We start from the raw sequence: 13,251 nt of genomic DNA on the forward strand, positions 1-13,251 counted from the left end.
CCGGGGTGCCGGCGGCGGCGCGTGCTGCCAGACTCTCCTCACATGAACGGGGAGACGAAACAGGAGATGCGCCGGCGGCTGCTCGCCGCCCGCCGGGACATGCCGGCGCGGGTGCGCGACGCCGCCGGATCCGCGATCCGCGACGCGCTGGTCGACCTGCCGGAGTTCACCATGGGCGGCACCGTCGCCCTGTACTACTCGGTGGGGACCGAGCCCGGCACCCGCAAGCTCCTCACCGCCCTGTGGAAGCGCGGCGCCTATGTGCTGCTGCCGGTGCTGCTGCCCGGCGGGGAGCTCGACTGGGCCGGCTACGACGGCCCCGACAGCCTCGCCCCCGCCGGGCACGGGCTCATGGAGCCCACCGGGCCGCGCTACGGCAGCGACGCGGTGCGCCGCGCGGCCGGCGTGGTCTGCCCCGCGCTGGCGGTCGACCGTCGCGGCATCCGGCTGGGGCGCGGCGCCGGCTGCTACGACCGCGCGCTGGCGCACACCGGGCCGCAGACCCTCACCCTCGCGGTGATCTACGACACAGAACTGGTCGACGACGTCCCCGCGGAACCGCACGACCGCCGTGTGGGCGGGGTGATCACACCGGGCGGCGGCGCAGTCCGGTTCTGAGGGCGGCCGCGGGCGGCCGACCGCCGCGGGGGCGGGAACACCGCCGCGCCGGTCCCGTGTTGTACCGGCGGACGACGCGGACGCGCGGCGGCACGGCTCCCCCGATGTCACCATCCCGCCGCCGGTGCGCGTACTATTTAGCAGCCGATGCGCGAGAGTGCCAACGAGGAGGAGTCCGTGCCTACGTACCAGTACGCATGCACCGAGTGCGACGAGACGCTGGAGGTCGTGCAGAGCTTCAGCGACGACGCGCTCACCGTGTGCCCCGCGTGCGAAGGGCGCCTGCGCAAGGTGTATTCCGCGGTGGGGATCGTGTTCAAGGGTTCGGGCTTCTACCGCACCGACAGCGCCTCGCGCTCCACCGCGTCGTCGGGCGCCGCGTCCGGCTCCTCGGAGTCCGGTGGCGGCGAGAAGTCCGCCGAGAAGAGCTCCGACGGCGAGAAGTCGTCGACCCCCGCGAAGGCCGAGTCGACCTCGTCGTCCGCGTCCTCGTCCTCGTCGTCCGCCTCGTCGGAGTCCTCGACCAAGGTCGCCTGACCCCGCCGCCCGGCCCGGGCGCTACCTCGGCGCGGCGCCGCGCCGCGCCCGATTCCGCTGCGTACCGGGCTGCTGTGGACGGCCGCCGCACCTTGCCGCGTCGGCCGCCTACCGTGCGCCCATGCCGTCCTTCCTGCGGCGCGGCCCCGCCGCGCCCCTGCACCGCCCGGCGCTCGCCGCGGCGCGCCGGCGCAGGGCCGCCGGTGCCGCCTGCGCCGCGCTCGCCCTCGTCGGCGCGCTGCTGCTGATCCGCCCGCCGCCCGCCGCGACCGCCGAGGTGCTGGTCGCCGCCCGCGACCTCAACGCCCTCGCGCCGCTCTCCGGCGCCGACTTCGCCACCCGCAGCCAGGAGCGCGGCACCGTCCCCGACGGCGCGTTGCCGCCGACCGCACCGCCCCGCGGCGCGTCGCTGTCCGCCCCGATGCGCAAGGGCGAGGTGTTCACCGGGGCGCGCATCGCCGAGCCGCTCACCGCCGGCTACGGCGCCGCGCTGGTCGCCGCCCCCGTGCGCATCGCCGACCGCGGCACGGCCGCCCTGCTGCGCCCCGGCACCCGCGTCGACGTCATCGCGGCCGCGCAGGACCCCCTCGCCGCCGAGGTCGACGCCGATTCCGCCGCCACCGCCGAGGTCGTCGCCGCGGACCGCCCCGTGGTCGCTCTCCCCCGCGAGCAGGCCGGCGAGGGCGAGCCGGGCGCCCTCATCGTCATCGCCGCCACCCGCGAGGAGGCGCGGCGGTTGGCGATCGGCACACTCGCCGGGCGGCTCTCCGTTACCATCCGAGGTTGACCGTTCACTCATGGCGGTGGACGGTGCCGCGATGCCGCCGGGCGCCCCTCCCCCACCGGGCCCGGCGCCCCGGCGGCACGGGCCGGCGCCCGCCCCCCGCGTTCCGCGCGGTGCGCGGCGCCCGACGACGACTCGACACGGTACGAAGGACGGAACAGGCATGGACGGATTCAGGAGGTTCCTGCTCCAAGGGAACTTGGTGCAGCTCGCAGTGGCGGTGGTCATCGGCACCGTCTTCGCGCAGCTCATCACCGCCTTCACCGAAGGCTTCATCACCCCGCTGCTCGGCATCTTCGGCGGCGTCCCGGAGTTCGGCAACGCGTCCTTCACCATCAACGGCAGCAAGTTCGTGTGGGGGCCGTTCGTCGACGCCGCCATCACCTTCGTGCTGACGGCGGCGGTCCTGTACTTCGTGGTGGTGCTGCCCACTACCAAGCTGATGGACCGCTTCGCGCGCAAGGAGGAGGCCACCCACCGGCCGTGCCCCGAGTGCATGAGCGAGATCGACAAGGCGGCGACCCGCTGCGCGTACTGCACCACGGAGGTGACCCCCGAGGTCACGATGCCCACGCCCTGAACACCCCGCTGCGCGGCGGCCCTGCGCGGGGCCGCCGCGCAGCGCACGCCGCGCGCTACTCGGTCTTGTACTCCCAGTGCCACGGCTCGTACGGGCTGGAGTAGGCCCATTGCGGGTGGAACCAGCCGAACTCGGTGGAGTTCGCCTCAAGCCAGTTGAACTGGGGTGTCCCCTCGTTCTGCACGCCGCCGCACAGGTCGACCGCCTGGCCGAGGCCGTGGTTGCTGGTGCCGGGGACCGCCGCGTTGCCGGGAGGCTGCTCGGAGTAGACCCGCTGCTGGTTGGCGAGGTCGCGGTAGGAGCTGGTCAGGCAGATGTCGGTGCCGAACTCCTCGTTGTACGCCTCGTTCATCTTGAGGAAGTCGATGGCGGCGTCGGCGCGGAGCTTGTGGTCGCCCTCGTGCAGCTTGCACAGGGCGTCCTGCGGGAGGAGGCCGTTGGGGTAGTCGGCCGCCGCGGCGCCCTTGTCGGGGTCGCATTCGACGCCCGCCTCGTACGCCTCGACGGACAGGCCGCGGTCCTTCAACTCCTTGAGGAGCTTGTCCGTGCTGGTCTTAGACTGCTTCTTCAGCTTGTCGAGGTCGTCCTTGAGCTCGACCTTCTCCAACTGGGTGGACGACTGGAGGTCCTGGGCCTTGGTCGTGTACCCCTGCTGCTGCCGCTTGAGGCCGTTGGCCTCCTCCAGCAGCGCCTCCTGGTTCTCCGAGAGCTTGAGGACGTGCGACTCGGCCTGGAGGTCGGAGGTGATCGACCCGGAGGTCACCAGGCTCGCGGCGCCGACGTCGGGCTGCTTGTACATGGTGACGGCGAGCTTGGCCAGCGGCTCGCGCATGTCGGAGAGCTTCAGTTCGGTCTGCTGCAACTTGTGCAGGGTCTTGACCAGGTCGTCCTGGGCGTTCTCCAGGGCCTTCTCGCGCTTGGTGTACGCCTTGGTGGCCTTCTCCAGCTCGTCCTTCGACTTCTCCGCCCGGTCCTTCAAAGACTTCAGGTCGTTGTCGGCGTAGGCGGCGTCGCCGGCCGGGTCGAAGGCCGTCTGCGCGCCGGGGATCAGGAAGAGCGCGAACACCAGGACCATGCACACACCGAAGGCGAGCCGCGCGCGGGACACGGGGCGCGGCTCTGCGGCGGGCGAAATCCCGCCTGGCGACCCGGCGGAACCCCGCCGCGTCGAACCGGGAACGAAGGGCACCTGGTTTTCCTCCGACTGCCTCTCCTCGATAACGCCTGGCCGCCACGCAACGTACTACATGTCCACAACCGGACGGACTCTCGCGAAGGCGCGGGCCCAGCGCCGCGCGCGGTACCGCGCGGCGGGATCGTCGCACCATGGGCCCGTCACGCGGAGTGCCGACCCGGTTCGCCGCCACGGCGCACCGGCGCCTCCCAGTGATCAAGCTCACCGGCGATCAACGCCAACCTTACCCGTCCCACCGGAGTCGCCTTCCCGTCCCGCACCACCATCGCGCCTCCGCTACCCTTGAACCACGATCCGGCCTCATAGCTCAGGGGACAGAGCACCGCTCTCCTAAAGCGGGTGCCGCAGGTTCGAATCCTGCTGGGGCCACCACCGCGACCTGCGTGCATGACGAAGGAGTCCGCCCTTTCCGGTGTGCTCAGTCTCAGTTTCAGTCTCAATGGTCACCGGCGTCTGCCGCACGTCCCCCGACCAGGAACCGGCCGGGCAGGGCGTGGCGACCGCACGTCAGTGCGCACCGGCGGCCCCGGCACGCGGGTCCCAGGCTCCCGTTGCGGCGGTCGTGCGGGCGTACTCGGCGAAGTCGCGGGGTGATCGGCCGAGGACGCGCCGCACCGTGTCGGTCACGGCCGCCCTGCGGCCGTCGAGGACCCCGGCCATCAGGTCGGCCAGTTGCGTCGCGATCTCGGCGACGGCTGCCGCGAAGGTGAGCAGCCGCGGCCCGGTGACCTCGTGGATCCGGCCGGCAGCGCGACCACACCGGACCGGACCTGTTCGACGAGGACGGCCTCGCTGAAGTTCTGCGTAGTGCACCCCGCCCGAACGACGGTCCACTTGCTGGACCTCCTGCTGCTCGGCGCCGTCCGCGCATGGTCGTCCCGGCCCGGCGCCGGCACGCCGGCCCGGGCCGACGGCGACCCCGTCGTCGGCATCAGCCCGCGGCAGCACCGCGCGCGATGACACGCCGGCTCCGGGCTATATCGCGGAGCCGTCGGTGCCGACGACGACCACCTGCACGCCGTTCGCGCGAAACGGCGCGAGCGCGGACGGCTCGGCCGCGGCGTCGGTCACCAGTGTCCAGCGCTCCGGCATCCGCGCCCACGCGTGGAAGGGCCGCCGCCCCAGCTTGGCCGCGTGGACCAGCAGGTAGACCGCGTCGGAACGGCGGGTCATCAGCTCCTTGAGCCGGGTCTGCTGGAGGCTCGCCTCGCAAATTCCGTCGTCGGCGGTGACGCCGTCGGCGCCGAGGAACACGCGGTCGAACGTCATGCGGCTGAGCGCCGCCTCGGCGAGCGGTCCGACGAATCCGGCGCTGAGCCGGCGCAGTGTGCCGCCGAGGCATTCGACGTGCACGCGTTCGGCGCCGGCCAGCTCCTCGAGCACGGTCATGCCGGTCGTCGCCACCGTGAGGTCGCGCGCGCCCCGCAGCTCGTGCGCGAGCGCGCCGACGGTCGACCCGGCGTCCAGCAGGACCGTCTCCCCCGCGCCGACCTGCGCCGCGGCCCACTTCGCGATGGCGCTCTTCGCCTCGAACGCCTCCCCCAGGCGCTGCCGCAGGGACGCCTCGGGGTGGGCGACGATCGCCATTGCGCCGCCGTAGGTCCGCGCGAGTTCCCCCGCGGACTCCAGTTGGGCGAGGTCGCGGCGGATGGTGGAGGGGGTCACGTCGAAGGTGGCCGAGAGTTCCTCGACACTGGCGAGACCGGAGGTGGTGGCGAGCCTGACGATCGCCTCGCGCCGGGCCTGTGTTCCACGGGGCATCGGCGTCTACTCACTTCCTCGGCGGGGAGGGCGACAACTCGGCCGCCTGGCGCAGGGCCTCGATCATGCTACCGACACCGGCCCGGCCGGTCCCCGCGATGTCGAACGCCGTTCCGTGGTCGACCGACGTGCGGATCACCGGCAGGCCCACGGTGATGTTGACCCCGGCCTCGATGCCGAGGACCTTGACGGGGCCGTGCCCCTGATCGTGGTACATCGCCACGATCAGGTCGTAGTCGCCCCGCCCGGCCAGGAAGAACGCGGTGTCGGCCGGCAGCGGCCCGCGGGCGTCGATCCCCGCGTCGTGGAGCCGCTCGATGGCGGGGGTGATCTTCGCGGCCTCCTCGCCGTAGCCGAAGAGCCCGTTCTCCCCGGCGTGCGGGTTGATGGCGCACACTCCGATGCGCGGCCGCGCGACCCCCGACCGCCGCAGCGCGTCGTCGCCCCGCCGCACCGTGCGCTCGACCAGGCCGGGCTCGATCCGGGCGACGGCGTCGATCAGGCCGATGTGCGTGGTGACGTGGATGACCTTCACCGTCGGCGTCGACAGCATCATCGACACCTCCTCGGTCCCGGTCAGGTGGGCCAGGAGTTCGGTGTGGCCGGGGAAGGCGTGGCCGCCCGCCCGCAGCGCCTCCTTGTTCAGGGGCGCCGTGCAGATCCCCTGCACCGCGCCGGAGACGGCCAACTCGGTGGCGACCCGGACGTAGTGGTAGGCGGCGTCGCCGGCAACGGGCGACACCTCGCCCCACGGCAGGTCCGGCGGCAGCAGGCCGAGGTCGACGACGTTGATCCGGCCGGGCGCGAACACGGCGTCGCCGACCGATTCGACGGCCGCGACCTCGGCCCGCTCGCCGCGCACGCGGAGCGCGCGGCGCAGCCGCTCGGCGTCGCCCACCACGATGGGCCGGCAGGCCAGGGCGGTCTCCTCCGCCAGCAGCGCGCCCACGGTGACCTCCGGGCCGACACCTGCGCCGTCGCCCATGGTGACGGCGAGGAACGGGGGGTCGTTGGTCATGTGCAGCCTTCCACTCGGCCCGCGCCGACGGTGCGGACGTGATCGTTGCGTCGGTGCGCAACCGGGAAAATGCCCTGGCGATGCGACGCGCGAGGATCCTGCTTCACGCAGATCCCGATCACCGTACTGCGCGTTGTGCGCAAAAATCGAGACCCTGTCCGAAGATCGCCGCTTTCGGGGCGGCATCCCCCACAGCGCGGGAGAACCGCAGCGGACCGGCGGATCGGTTCGCTCCCCGCCCGCAAAATCCGCACTGAGCTGCGTTGTATCCGGTTCCCTCCGGATCCGGCCGCGCCGCGGTCGCACCCCTGGGATGTCCGCCGCCGACGGCAGGCACGCGTTCCCGTCGACACCTCTCCCACTCCGTGCGCGAGTCACGCCCGAACTCTTGCGCACAACACGCAATCGTGTCATTGTGACGCAGGCAACAACCTCCGCGGTGCCGCCCCGGCACCCGAACCGCGGCGCTCTCCCCCACCGGTGAGCGCGATGGACGTGCACGGGAGGGCGACGATGAGCCAGCACGGACCGCCGGGACTCTCCCGCCGCGCACTGCTGCGGCTGGGCGGCGCGGCGGGCGCGGCCGCGGCACTCGGCCCGCTCGGCGCATGCGCCGGGCCGACCGGGGCCCAATCGGCGGGGGCGATGACGCTCGCCCTCAACCGCTCCCTGGTGTCCCTCGACAACAAGCTGAACCAGTTCGACGCCGCCGTGACCGTGCAGCGCGCGGTCCGGCAGGCGCTGACCCGGATCGGCCCCGATCTCACCCCCGAACCGGTGCTGGCCGACCGCTTCGAACTCACCGCACCCACGGAGTGGACCGTCCGGCTGCGCAAGGGCGTCCACTACTCCGACGGCAGCCCCGTGCTGGTGCGCGACGTCGCCACGGCGCTGTCGATGTACAAGCAGGTCAGCGGGTCGTTCCTGGCCTCCTTCTTCCCCGAGTGGCCGCAGGTCGAGGAGGTCGACGACCGGGTCTTCCTGCTGCACACCGAGCGCCCCCTGCCGGTCCTGGACTACCTGATGGCCAACATCCTCATCACCCCGGGCGACGCCAACGAGGCGGCGGAGCTGCCGTCGGGCATCGGATCGGGTCCCTACGTCGTGACGGCCGCGAACCGCGGCACCGGCACCTACACGCTCGAACGCAACGACCGCTACTGGGGAGCGCGCCGGCCGGCCGTCCCGACGGTCGACGTCCGGTTCCTGCCCGAGGAGTCCAGCCGGGTGGTCTCGCTGCGCGGCGGCGAGGTGGACGTGATCGACACGATCTCCCCCGACTCCGCCGAGCAGCTCACGGGGTTGCCCGACATCGCGATGGACAGCGTCCCCGGCACCCGGATCAACCAGCTCTTCTACAACTTCCGCAAGCCCGACGACCACCCGCTGTCCGACGTCCGGGTCCGCGAGGCCCTCACCTTCGCGATCGACGGGCGGACCCTCGTGGACGACGTCCTGGTCGGCTCGGTCACCCAGGCCGACGGGGTGGTGTCGGGCGCCCTCACCGGCGCCGTCGCCACCGGCGCCTACGTCCACGACCCGCGCAAGGCGCGCGGGCTCCTGGCCGCCGCCGGGATCGGCCCCGGCGACCTGACGCTGAAGCTGATCTGGGAGACCGGCGAGTTCGCCGGCGACACCACGGTCATGGAGGCCGTCCTCCAGATGCTCAAGGACGCGGGCGTCGGCGTCACGCTCCAGCAGTTCGAACCCGGCGGCGACATCCCGCAGTGGCGGCAGGGCCGCGGCGGCGACTGGGACGTCATCGGCAACGGGTTCGCCAGCCCCACCGGGCTCGCGCTGGCGACCGTGCAGGGCATGTTCGGCGGCACCGCGGAGAAGGAGAAGACCCGCGACACCTACCAGGGCTACGTCGTCCCCGAGGTCACCGACATCCTCGACCGCGCCTACGACGAGACCGACCCGAAGGCGCGGCAGGAACTCGCGGCACAGGCCCAGCACGCGGTCTGGCGGACGTGGCCGTGCCTGTGGGCGTTCGTGCCCAACTCGGTGCTGGCGCGGCGGCGGCGCGTCCGCGGCCTGGCCCTCGAAGCGAGCAACTCCTACGACCTCGCCGCGACGCGGTTGGAGGGGTGACCCATGGTCCGCTACATCCTGCGCCGCCTCGGGCAGAGCGCCCTGACGGTGTTCCTCACGGTCTCCGCGGTGTTCGTGCTGATCCGGCTGGCGCCCGGCGACCCGGCCGCGTCGTTCGCCGGACCGATGGCGACCACAGAGGACCTCGCCCGCGTCCGCGAGCAGTTCGGCCTGGACCAGCCGCTGCCCACCCAGTACCTGGTGTTCGTCAGGGACATGCTGACCGGGAACCTGGGCACCTCCTACTCCTTCCAGGCGCCGGCGTTCGACGTCGTCATCGCGCGGCTGCCGTACACGACCACGCTCGCGACGTCGGCGATCCTCGTCACCGCGTTCGCCGCGATCCCGCTCGGCGTGTGGATGGCGCGGCGCGCCGACACCCGGCGCGAGGCCGGTGTGAACGTCGCGGGGATCGCCGCCCAGTCGATGCCCGAGTTCTGGAGCGGCGTCATGCTGCTCACGGTGTTCGCCGTCCTGTTCCCGGTCCTGCCGGCCTCGGGCTTCGCCACCTGGTCCGGGATCGTGCTCCCGACCATCACCGTCGCGCTCCTCCAGGTCGCGCTGATCTCGCGGCTCGTCCGCCGCGAGATGGGCGCGAACCTCGCGGCCCCCTACCTCGTGGCGGCCCGCTCCCGCGGCGTCTCCGAACGCGCGCTGACATGGCGCTACGCGATCCCGAACTCCGCGATCCCGGTCCTCACCGCGCTGGGCACCCGCTTCGCGGCCATGCTGAACGGCGTGGTCGTCGTGGAGGTCGTGTTCGCCTGGCCGGGTGTCGGGTCGCTCGTCGTCCGCGCCCTGGAGACGCGCGACTACCCGCTGATCCAGGCGACCGTGCTCGTGACCGCGGGCCTGGCGGTCCTCGTCCAGCTCCTCATCGACCTCGCGTACCCGCTCCTCGATCCCCGGGTCCGCATCGGGAAGGCGGTCCGACGATGACCGGCGCAACACGCCCCGCGGCGAACCAACCCGCCGCGCACACCCCCGGCGGGCGCGCGGCGCGCCCGAGCCGGGTGACGGCCGCCGACCTCGCCCGCTCCGGCGCCGTGCGGCGCGGCCGGGCCGCCGCGGCGAAGCTCTGGGCGGGGGCCGTGTGCACGCTCCTCGTCGTCGTCCCCGTCGCGCTCGCGCGGGTGCTGCCGATCCCCGGCCCCGACGAGCAGCACCTCGACGCGCGGCGCCTCCCGCCCCTGGTCGACGGCCACCTGTTCGGCACCGACCAGCTCGGCCGCGACCTGCTCGCCCGGGTCCTGAACGGCGGCCAGGTGTCGCTGACGATCGGCCTGCTCGCCGTGGTCGTCTCCGGGATCATCGGGATCCTGGCCGGTGCCGCCGCCGGCTACTTCGGCGGCTGGGTCGACTCCGTGCTGTCCCGGCTGCTGGAGGCGCAGATGTCGCTTCCCCTGCTGATGATGCTGCTGCTGGTCGTCGCGCTGTTCGGGCCGTCGGTACCGGTCATCACCTTCGTCATCGCCATCGCCCAGTGGCCGGAGATCGCGCGCCTCACCCGGTCGCTGGTCATCGTCGAACGCGAGAAACCCTATGTCGACGCCGCGCGGGTGCTCGGCCTGGGCCGGGTGTCGGTCCTGGTCCGCCACGTCCTCCCGAACATCGTGCAGCGCGCGACGCTGGTCGTCCTGCTGCTGCTCGCCCAGGCCGTCCTGCTGGAGAGCGCCCTGAGCTACCTCGGCGCCGGCCCCGAGCGCCCGTTCGCGACGTGGGGGCGCATCATCTCCGACGGGCAGGACTACGTCACCACGTCGTGGTGGCTCGTCACGCTGCCCGGACTGTTCATCGTGCTGCTGGTGGTCGGCGTGAACCTGATCGGCGACGGGCTGCGCGACCGCTCCCGGCGCCCCAAGACCCCCCGGACGGAGGCCGCGGCATGACCGCCACCGCGACGGGCGCACCCGGGCCAGGGGACGGCTTTCCCGCCGAAGTCCCGCTGCTGCGGGTGTCCGACCTGCAAGTCGAGCTGATCACCGAGGCCGGCGTGGTCCGTGCGGTCGACGGCGTGTCGTTCGAGATCCGCGCCGGCGAGACCGTGACGATCATCGGCGAGTCCGGTTCGGGCAAATCGACCACCGCCATGGGCCTGCTGCGGCTGCTGCCCGACGACCTCGCCGTGCTCTCCGGCCACGCACTGGTGCAGGGCCGCGACACCGTCGCCGACCCGCGCGCCGCAGCGGAGGTCCGCGGCCGCGCCGTGTCCCTCATCCCGCAGGACCCCATGACCGCGCTCAGCCCGGTGCACACCATCGGACGCCAGTTGCTGGAGACCGTCCGGCTGCGCCGGGGCGACCTCGACCGGTCGGCGGCGCGCGACCGCGCCGTCAGCCTGCTCACCCAGGTGCGCATCGCAGACCCCGAGCAGCAGTTGCGCAGGTACCCGCACCAACTCTCCGGCGGCATGCTGCAACGCGTGCTGATCGCCATGGCGCTGGCGTGCGAACCCGCTCTGCTGATCGCCGACGAGCCGACCAGCGCACTCGACGTCACCGTGCAGGCCGGCATCCTCGACCTGCTGCTGGAACTCCAAGAGCAGACCGGGGCGGGGATCCTGATGATCACGCACGACCTCGGGGTGGCCCGCCTCGTCTCGGACCGCATCCACGTCATGCGCGGCGGCCGGTTCGTCGAGAGCGGCGAGGCCGAGCAGATCGTCGGCGACCCCGCCGAGGAGTACACGCGCGCGCTGCTGCGCTCCGTACCGGCGCTCGGACCGTGGGACGGCGCGGGCACGGCGGCGGCGACCGCACCGGAGGGAGACCGATGAACGCGGCGACAGCACCGGCGACGCCCATCCTCCAGGTGGACGGCCTGGTCGTGGAGTACGCCGTTCCCGCAGGGGTGTTCCGCGCCGTCGACGGCGTCGGGTTCGCCGTCGAACGCGGCGCCACACTGGCGATCGTGGGCGAGTCGGGCTGCGGGAAGTCCACGATCGCGCGCTCCCTGGTCCGGCTGATCACCCCGACCCGGGGCAGCATCCTGCTCGACGGGCACGACATCGCGCGCATGCCCGAGCGGCGGCTGCGCCCGCTCCGGCCGCGGATCCAGATGGTGTTCCAGGACCCCTACGGATCGCTCGACCCCCACCTGTCCGCCGCCGAGATCGTCGCCGAACCGCTGCGGCAGCGCGGCGTCCGGTCCAAGGCCGAGCGCGCCACCGAGGCGGCCGGGCTGATCGACCGGGTCGGGCTGCCCGCCGGCGCGCTCGACCGCCGCCCGCCGGAGTTCTCCGGCGGCCAGCGCCAGCGCATCGGGATCGCCCGGGCGCTCGCCAGCCGCCCCGACGTCCTGGTGCTCGACGAGGCCACCAGCGCGCTCGACGTCTCGGTGCAGGCGCAGGTCCTCGCGCTGCTGCGCGAGATCCAGCGGGAGAGCGGGCTGACGTACCTGTTCATCTCCCACAACCTCGGGGTCGTCCGCGAGATCAGCGACGACGTCCTCGTGATGAACCGGGGCCGGATCGTCGAGCGCGGGCCGACCGCCAGGGTGCTCGCCGCGCCCGAGCACCCCTACACGCGCGCCCTCCGGGCCGCAGCACTGGACCCGTCCGCCATCGAGGGGCGCAAGCCGCGCGCCGTGCTCGCCGCGGCGCTCGCCCCCACGACCGAAGGAGCCGCACCATGACCGCCGGCACGCCCGCCGCGAACACCGCGCCCACCCGGCTGCCCGGCGTCGACACGCCGCTGTCGCCGCTCGTCCTCGGGACCATGACGTTCGGCGACACCGTCGACGCCGCCGGGGCCGCGCGGATGCTCGACACCGCCCTGGACGCGGGCGTGACCGGCATCGACACCGCCAACGGCTACGCCGGCGGCGCGAGCGAGGAGATCCTGCGCGACCTGCTGGCCACCCGCAGGGACCGCGTCGTCCTGGCCACCAAGGCGGGGATCCCGCACCCCGACGCCGGGGCGCACACGCCGCTGTCCGCGCAGGGCCTGCGCGCCGGGCTCGAAGGGAGCCTCGCCCGGCTCGGCACCGATCGGGTCGACCTGTTCTACCTGCACCAGCCCGACCGCGCCGCGCCGCTGGCCGAGACCCTCGGCACGATCGCGGCGCTCGTCGACGAGGGGAAGATCGGGGCGCTCGGCGTCTCCAACCACGCCGCCTGGCAGATCGGCGAGCTGAACCGGGCCGCCGATGACGCCGGCGCGCCGCGCCCCGTCGTCGCCCAACAGCTCTACAACCTGCTCGCGCGCCGCATCGAAGCCGAGTACGTCGAGTTCGCCGAGGTGACCGGCCTGCTCACGATGGTCTACAACCCCCTCTGCGGCGGGCTGCTGACCGGGCGGCACCGGTTCGACGAGGCCCCCTCCGCCGGGCGGTTCGGCGACTCCCGCCTCGCCGCGATGTACCGCGAGCGCTACTGGGACCCGGCGCTGTTCGACGCGGTCGCCGCGCTGTCCCGGATCGCCGAGGACGCCGGGCTGCCGCTGACCGACCTGTCGCTGCGCTGGCTGCTCTCCAAGCCCGCAACGGGGGCGCTGCTGCTCGGCGGCTCCCGCGTGGCGCACCTGGAGGCGAACCTCGCAGCGGCCGCGGCCGGCCCGCTGCCCGCCGACCTGGTCGCGGCATGCGACGCGGTCGGCGCCGCGCTGAACGGCCCGATGCCCGCCTACAACCGATGACCCGCACACACCGAACCGACACGAAGGAGC

The 13,251-nt window shown here is 73.2% G+C and carries 15 protein-coding genes and 1 tRNA gene; 12 read left to right on the forward strand and 4 right to left on the reverse strand.

Annotated elements, in window-relative coordinates:
* Positions 1-42 precede the first annotated feature (42 nt).
* The 4 genes from CLV63_RS09060 (at position 43) to CLV63_RS09075 (ending at position 2,519) form a co-directional block, all read left to right on the forward strand.
* Positions 43-618 carry a 5-formyltetrahydrofolate cyclo-ligase gene (locus CLV63_RS09060; RefSeq protein ID WP_170134180.1) on the forward strand — a complete coding sequence of 192 codons (576 nt, stop codon included), beginning with the start codon at positions 43-45 and terminating at the stop codon, positions 616-618.
* Between the two features lie 177 nt (positions 619-795).
* Entirely contained in the window at positions 796-1,155 is a 360-nt protein-coding gene (locus CLV63_RS09065) for an FmdB family zinc ribbon protein (RefSeq protein WP_106582684.1), read from the forward strand.
* 121 nt (positions 1,156-1,276) lie between these two features.
* Positions 1,277-1,942, forward strand: a complete 666-nt coding sequence (locus CLV63_RS09070) for an SAF domain-containing protein (protein WP_106582497.1) — start codon at positions 1,277-1,279, stop codon at positions 1,940-1,942.
* A gap of 160 nt (positions 1,943-2,102) precedes the next feature.
* Positions 2,103-2,519, forward strand: a complete 417-nt coding sequence (locus CLV63_RS09075) for an MscL family protein (protein WP_106582498.1) — start codon at positions 2,103-2,105, stop codon at positions 2,517-2,519.
* 55 nt (positions 2,520-2,574) lie between these two features.
* Here the strand turns inward: CLV63_RS09075 and CLV63_RS09080 are convergent, their stop codons facing one another.
* Positions 2,575-3,627, reverse strand: a complete 1,053-nt coding sequence (locus CLV63_RS09080; RefSeq protein ID WP_245928675.1) for a D-alanyl-D-alanine carboxypeptidase family protein — start codon at positions 3,625-3,627, stop codon at positions 2,575-2,577.
* Between the two features lie 383 nt (positions 3,628-4,010).
* On the opposite strand from CLV63_RS09080, the gene CLV63_RS09085 reads away from it, so the two are divergent.
* Positions 4,011-4,086 (forward strand) — tRNA-Arg (locus CLV63_RS09085).
* 135 nt (positions 4,087-4,221) lie between these two features.
* Here CLV63_RS09085 and CLV63_RS09090 read toward each other — a convergent pair.
* Positions 4,222-4,548, reverse strand: coding sequence for a hypothetical protein (locus CLV63_RS09090; RefSeq protein ID WP_211301242.1), 327 nt, complete (start codon positions 4,546-4,548; stop codon positions 4,222-4,224).
* On the opposite strand from CLV63_RS09090, the gene CLV63_RS34995 reads away from it, so the two are divergent.
* Positions 4,549-4,674 (forward strand): hypothetical protein, encoded by a 126-nt coding sequence (locus CLV63_RS34995; RefSeq protein WP_281260708.1) that lies wholly within the window; start codon positions 4,549-4,551, stop codon positions 4,672-4,674. It abuts the gene before it with no gap.
* Between the two features lie 15 nt (positions 4,675-4,689).
* Here CLV63_RS34995 and CLV63_RS09100 read toward each other — a convergent pair whose 3' ends face one another.
* On the reverse strand, positions 4,690-5,475 hold the full coding sequence (locus tag CLV63_RS09100) for a DeoR/GlpR family DNA-binding transcription regulator (RefSeq protein ID WP_106582499.1): 786 nt from the start codon (positions 5,473-5,475) through the stop codon (positions 4,690-4,692).
* A gap of 10 nt (positions 5,476-5,485) precedes the next feature.
* Positions 5,486-6,493 (reverse strand): 4-hydroxythreonine-4-phosphate dehydrogenase PdxA, encoded by a 1,008-nt coding sequence (gene pdxA, locus CLV63_RS09105; protein WP_106582500.1) that lies wholly within the window; start codon positions 6,491-6,493, stop codon positions 5,486-5,488.
* A gap of 513 nt (positions 6,494-7,006) precedes the next feature.
* Here pdxA and CLV63_RS09110 point away from each other — a divergent pair.
* Genes CLV63_RS09110 through CLV63_RS09135 form a run of 6 tightly spaced genes read left to right on the forward strand, consistent with a single transcriptional unit; the run spans position 7,007 to position 13,221 of the window.
* Positions 7,007-8,587, forward strand: a complete 1,581-nt coding sequence (locus tag CLV63_RS09110) for an ABC transporter substrate-binding protein (protein ID WP_106582501.1) — start codon at positions 7,007-7,009, stop codon at positions 8,585-8,587.
* Positions 8,588-8,590: 3 nt separating this feature from the next.
* Positions 8,591-9,526: an ABC transporter permease gene (locus CLV63_RS09115; RefSeq protein ID WP_106582502.1), complete on the forward strand. Its 936-nt coding sequence runs from the start codon at positions 8,591-8,593 to the stop codon at positions 9,524-9,526.
* Complete coding sequence (locus CLV63_RS09120) at positions 9,523-10,476, forward strand: ABC transporter permease (RefSeq protein WP_106582503.1); 954 nt, start codon at positions 9,523-9,525, stop codon at positions 10,474-10,476. The genes CLV63_RS09115 and CLV63_RS09120 overlap by 4 nt, the downstream gene beginning before the upstream one ends.
* The gene (locus CLV63_RS09125) at positions 10,473-11,363 is read left to right on the forward strand and encodes an ABC transporter ATP-binding protein (protein ID WP_106582504.1); all 891 of its coding nucleotides are present in this window, start codon (positions 10,473-10,475) and stop codon (positions 11,361-11,363) included. The genes CLV63_RS09120 and CLV63_RS09125 overlap by 4 nt, the downstream gene beginning before the upstream one ends.
* Positions 11,360-12,220 (forward strand): ATP-binding cassette domain-containing protein, encoded by an 861-nt coding sequence (locus CLV63_RS09130; protein WP_106582505.1) that lies wholly within the window; start codon positions 11,360-11,362, stop codon positions 12,218-12,220. Before CLV63_RS09125 ends, CLV63_RS09130 begins: the two co-directional genes overlap by 4 nt.
* Positions 12,217-13,221, forward strand: coding sequence for an aldo/keto reductase (locus tag CLV63_RS09135; RefSeq protein WP_106582506.1), 1,005 nt, complete (start codon positions 12,217-12,219; stop codon positions 13,219-13,221). The genes CLV63_RS09130 and CLV63_RS09135 overlap by 4 nt, the downstream gene beginning before the upstream one ends.
* The last annotated feature ends 30 nt before the right edge of the window (positions 13,222-13,251 follow it).

It is taken from the genome of Murinocardiopsis flavida (assembly GCF_003014485.1).
In the GTDB taxonomy this organism is placed as follows: Bacteria; Actinomycetota; Actinomycetes; order Streptosporangiales; family Streptosporangiaceae; genus Murinocardiopsis; species Murinocardiopsis flavida.

What these genes read in the sequence shown, in the direction of transcription:
- CLV63_RS09060 (WP_170134180.1), top strand. Translation starts at nt 43, where the DNA reads ATGAACGGGGAGACGAAACAGGAGATGCGCCGGCGGCTGCTCGCCGCC.
- CLV63_RS09070 (WP_106582497.1), top strand. Translation starts at nt 1,277, where the DNA reads ATGCCGTCCTTCCTGCGGCGCGGCCCCGCCGCGCCCCTGCACCGCCCG.
- CLV63_RS09075 (WP_106582498.1), top strand. Translation starts at nt 2,103, where the DNA reads ATGGACGGATTCAGGAGGTTCCTGCTCCAAGGGAACTTGGTGCAGCTC.
- CLV63_RS09100 (WP_106582499.1), bottom strand. Translation starts at nt 5,475, where the DNA reads ATGCCCCGTGGAACACAGGCCCGGCGCGAGGCGATCGTCAGGCTCGCC.
- pdxA (WP_106582500.1), bottom strand. Translation starts at nt 6,493, where the DNA reads ATGACCAACGACCCCCCGTTCCTCGCCGTCACCATGGGCGACGGCGCA.
- CLV63_RS09110 (WP_106582501.1), top strand. Translation starts at nt 7,007, where the DNA reads ATGAGCCAGCACGGACCGCCGGGACTCTCCCGCCGCGCACTGCTGCGG.
- CLV63_RS09115 (WP_106582502.1), top strand. Translation starts at nt 8,591, where the DNA reads ATGGTCCGCTACATCCTGCGCCGCCTCGGGCAGAGCGCCCTGACGGTG.
- CLV63_RS09120 (WP_106582503.1), top strand. Translation starts at nt 9,523, where the DNA reads ATGACCGGCGCAACACGCCCCGCGGCGAACCAACCCGCCGCGCACACC.
- CLV63_RS09125 (WP_106582504.1), top strand. Translation starts at nt 10,473, where the DNA reads ATGACCGCCACCGCGACGGGCGCACCCGGGCCAGGGGACGGCTTTCCC.
- CLV63_RS09130 (WP_106582505.1), top strand. Translation starts at nt 11,360, where the DNA reads ATGAACGCGGCGACAGCACCGGCGACGCCCATCCTCCAGGTGGACGGC.
- CLV63_RS09135 (WP_106582506.1), top strand. Translation starts at nt 12,217, where the DNA reads ATGACCGCCGGCACGCCCGCCGCGAACACCGCGCCCACCCGGCTGCCC.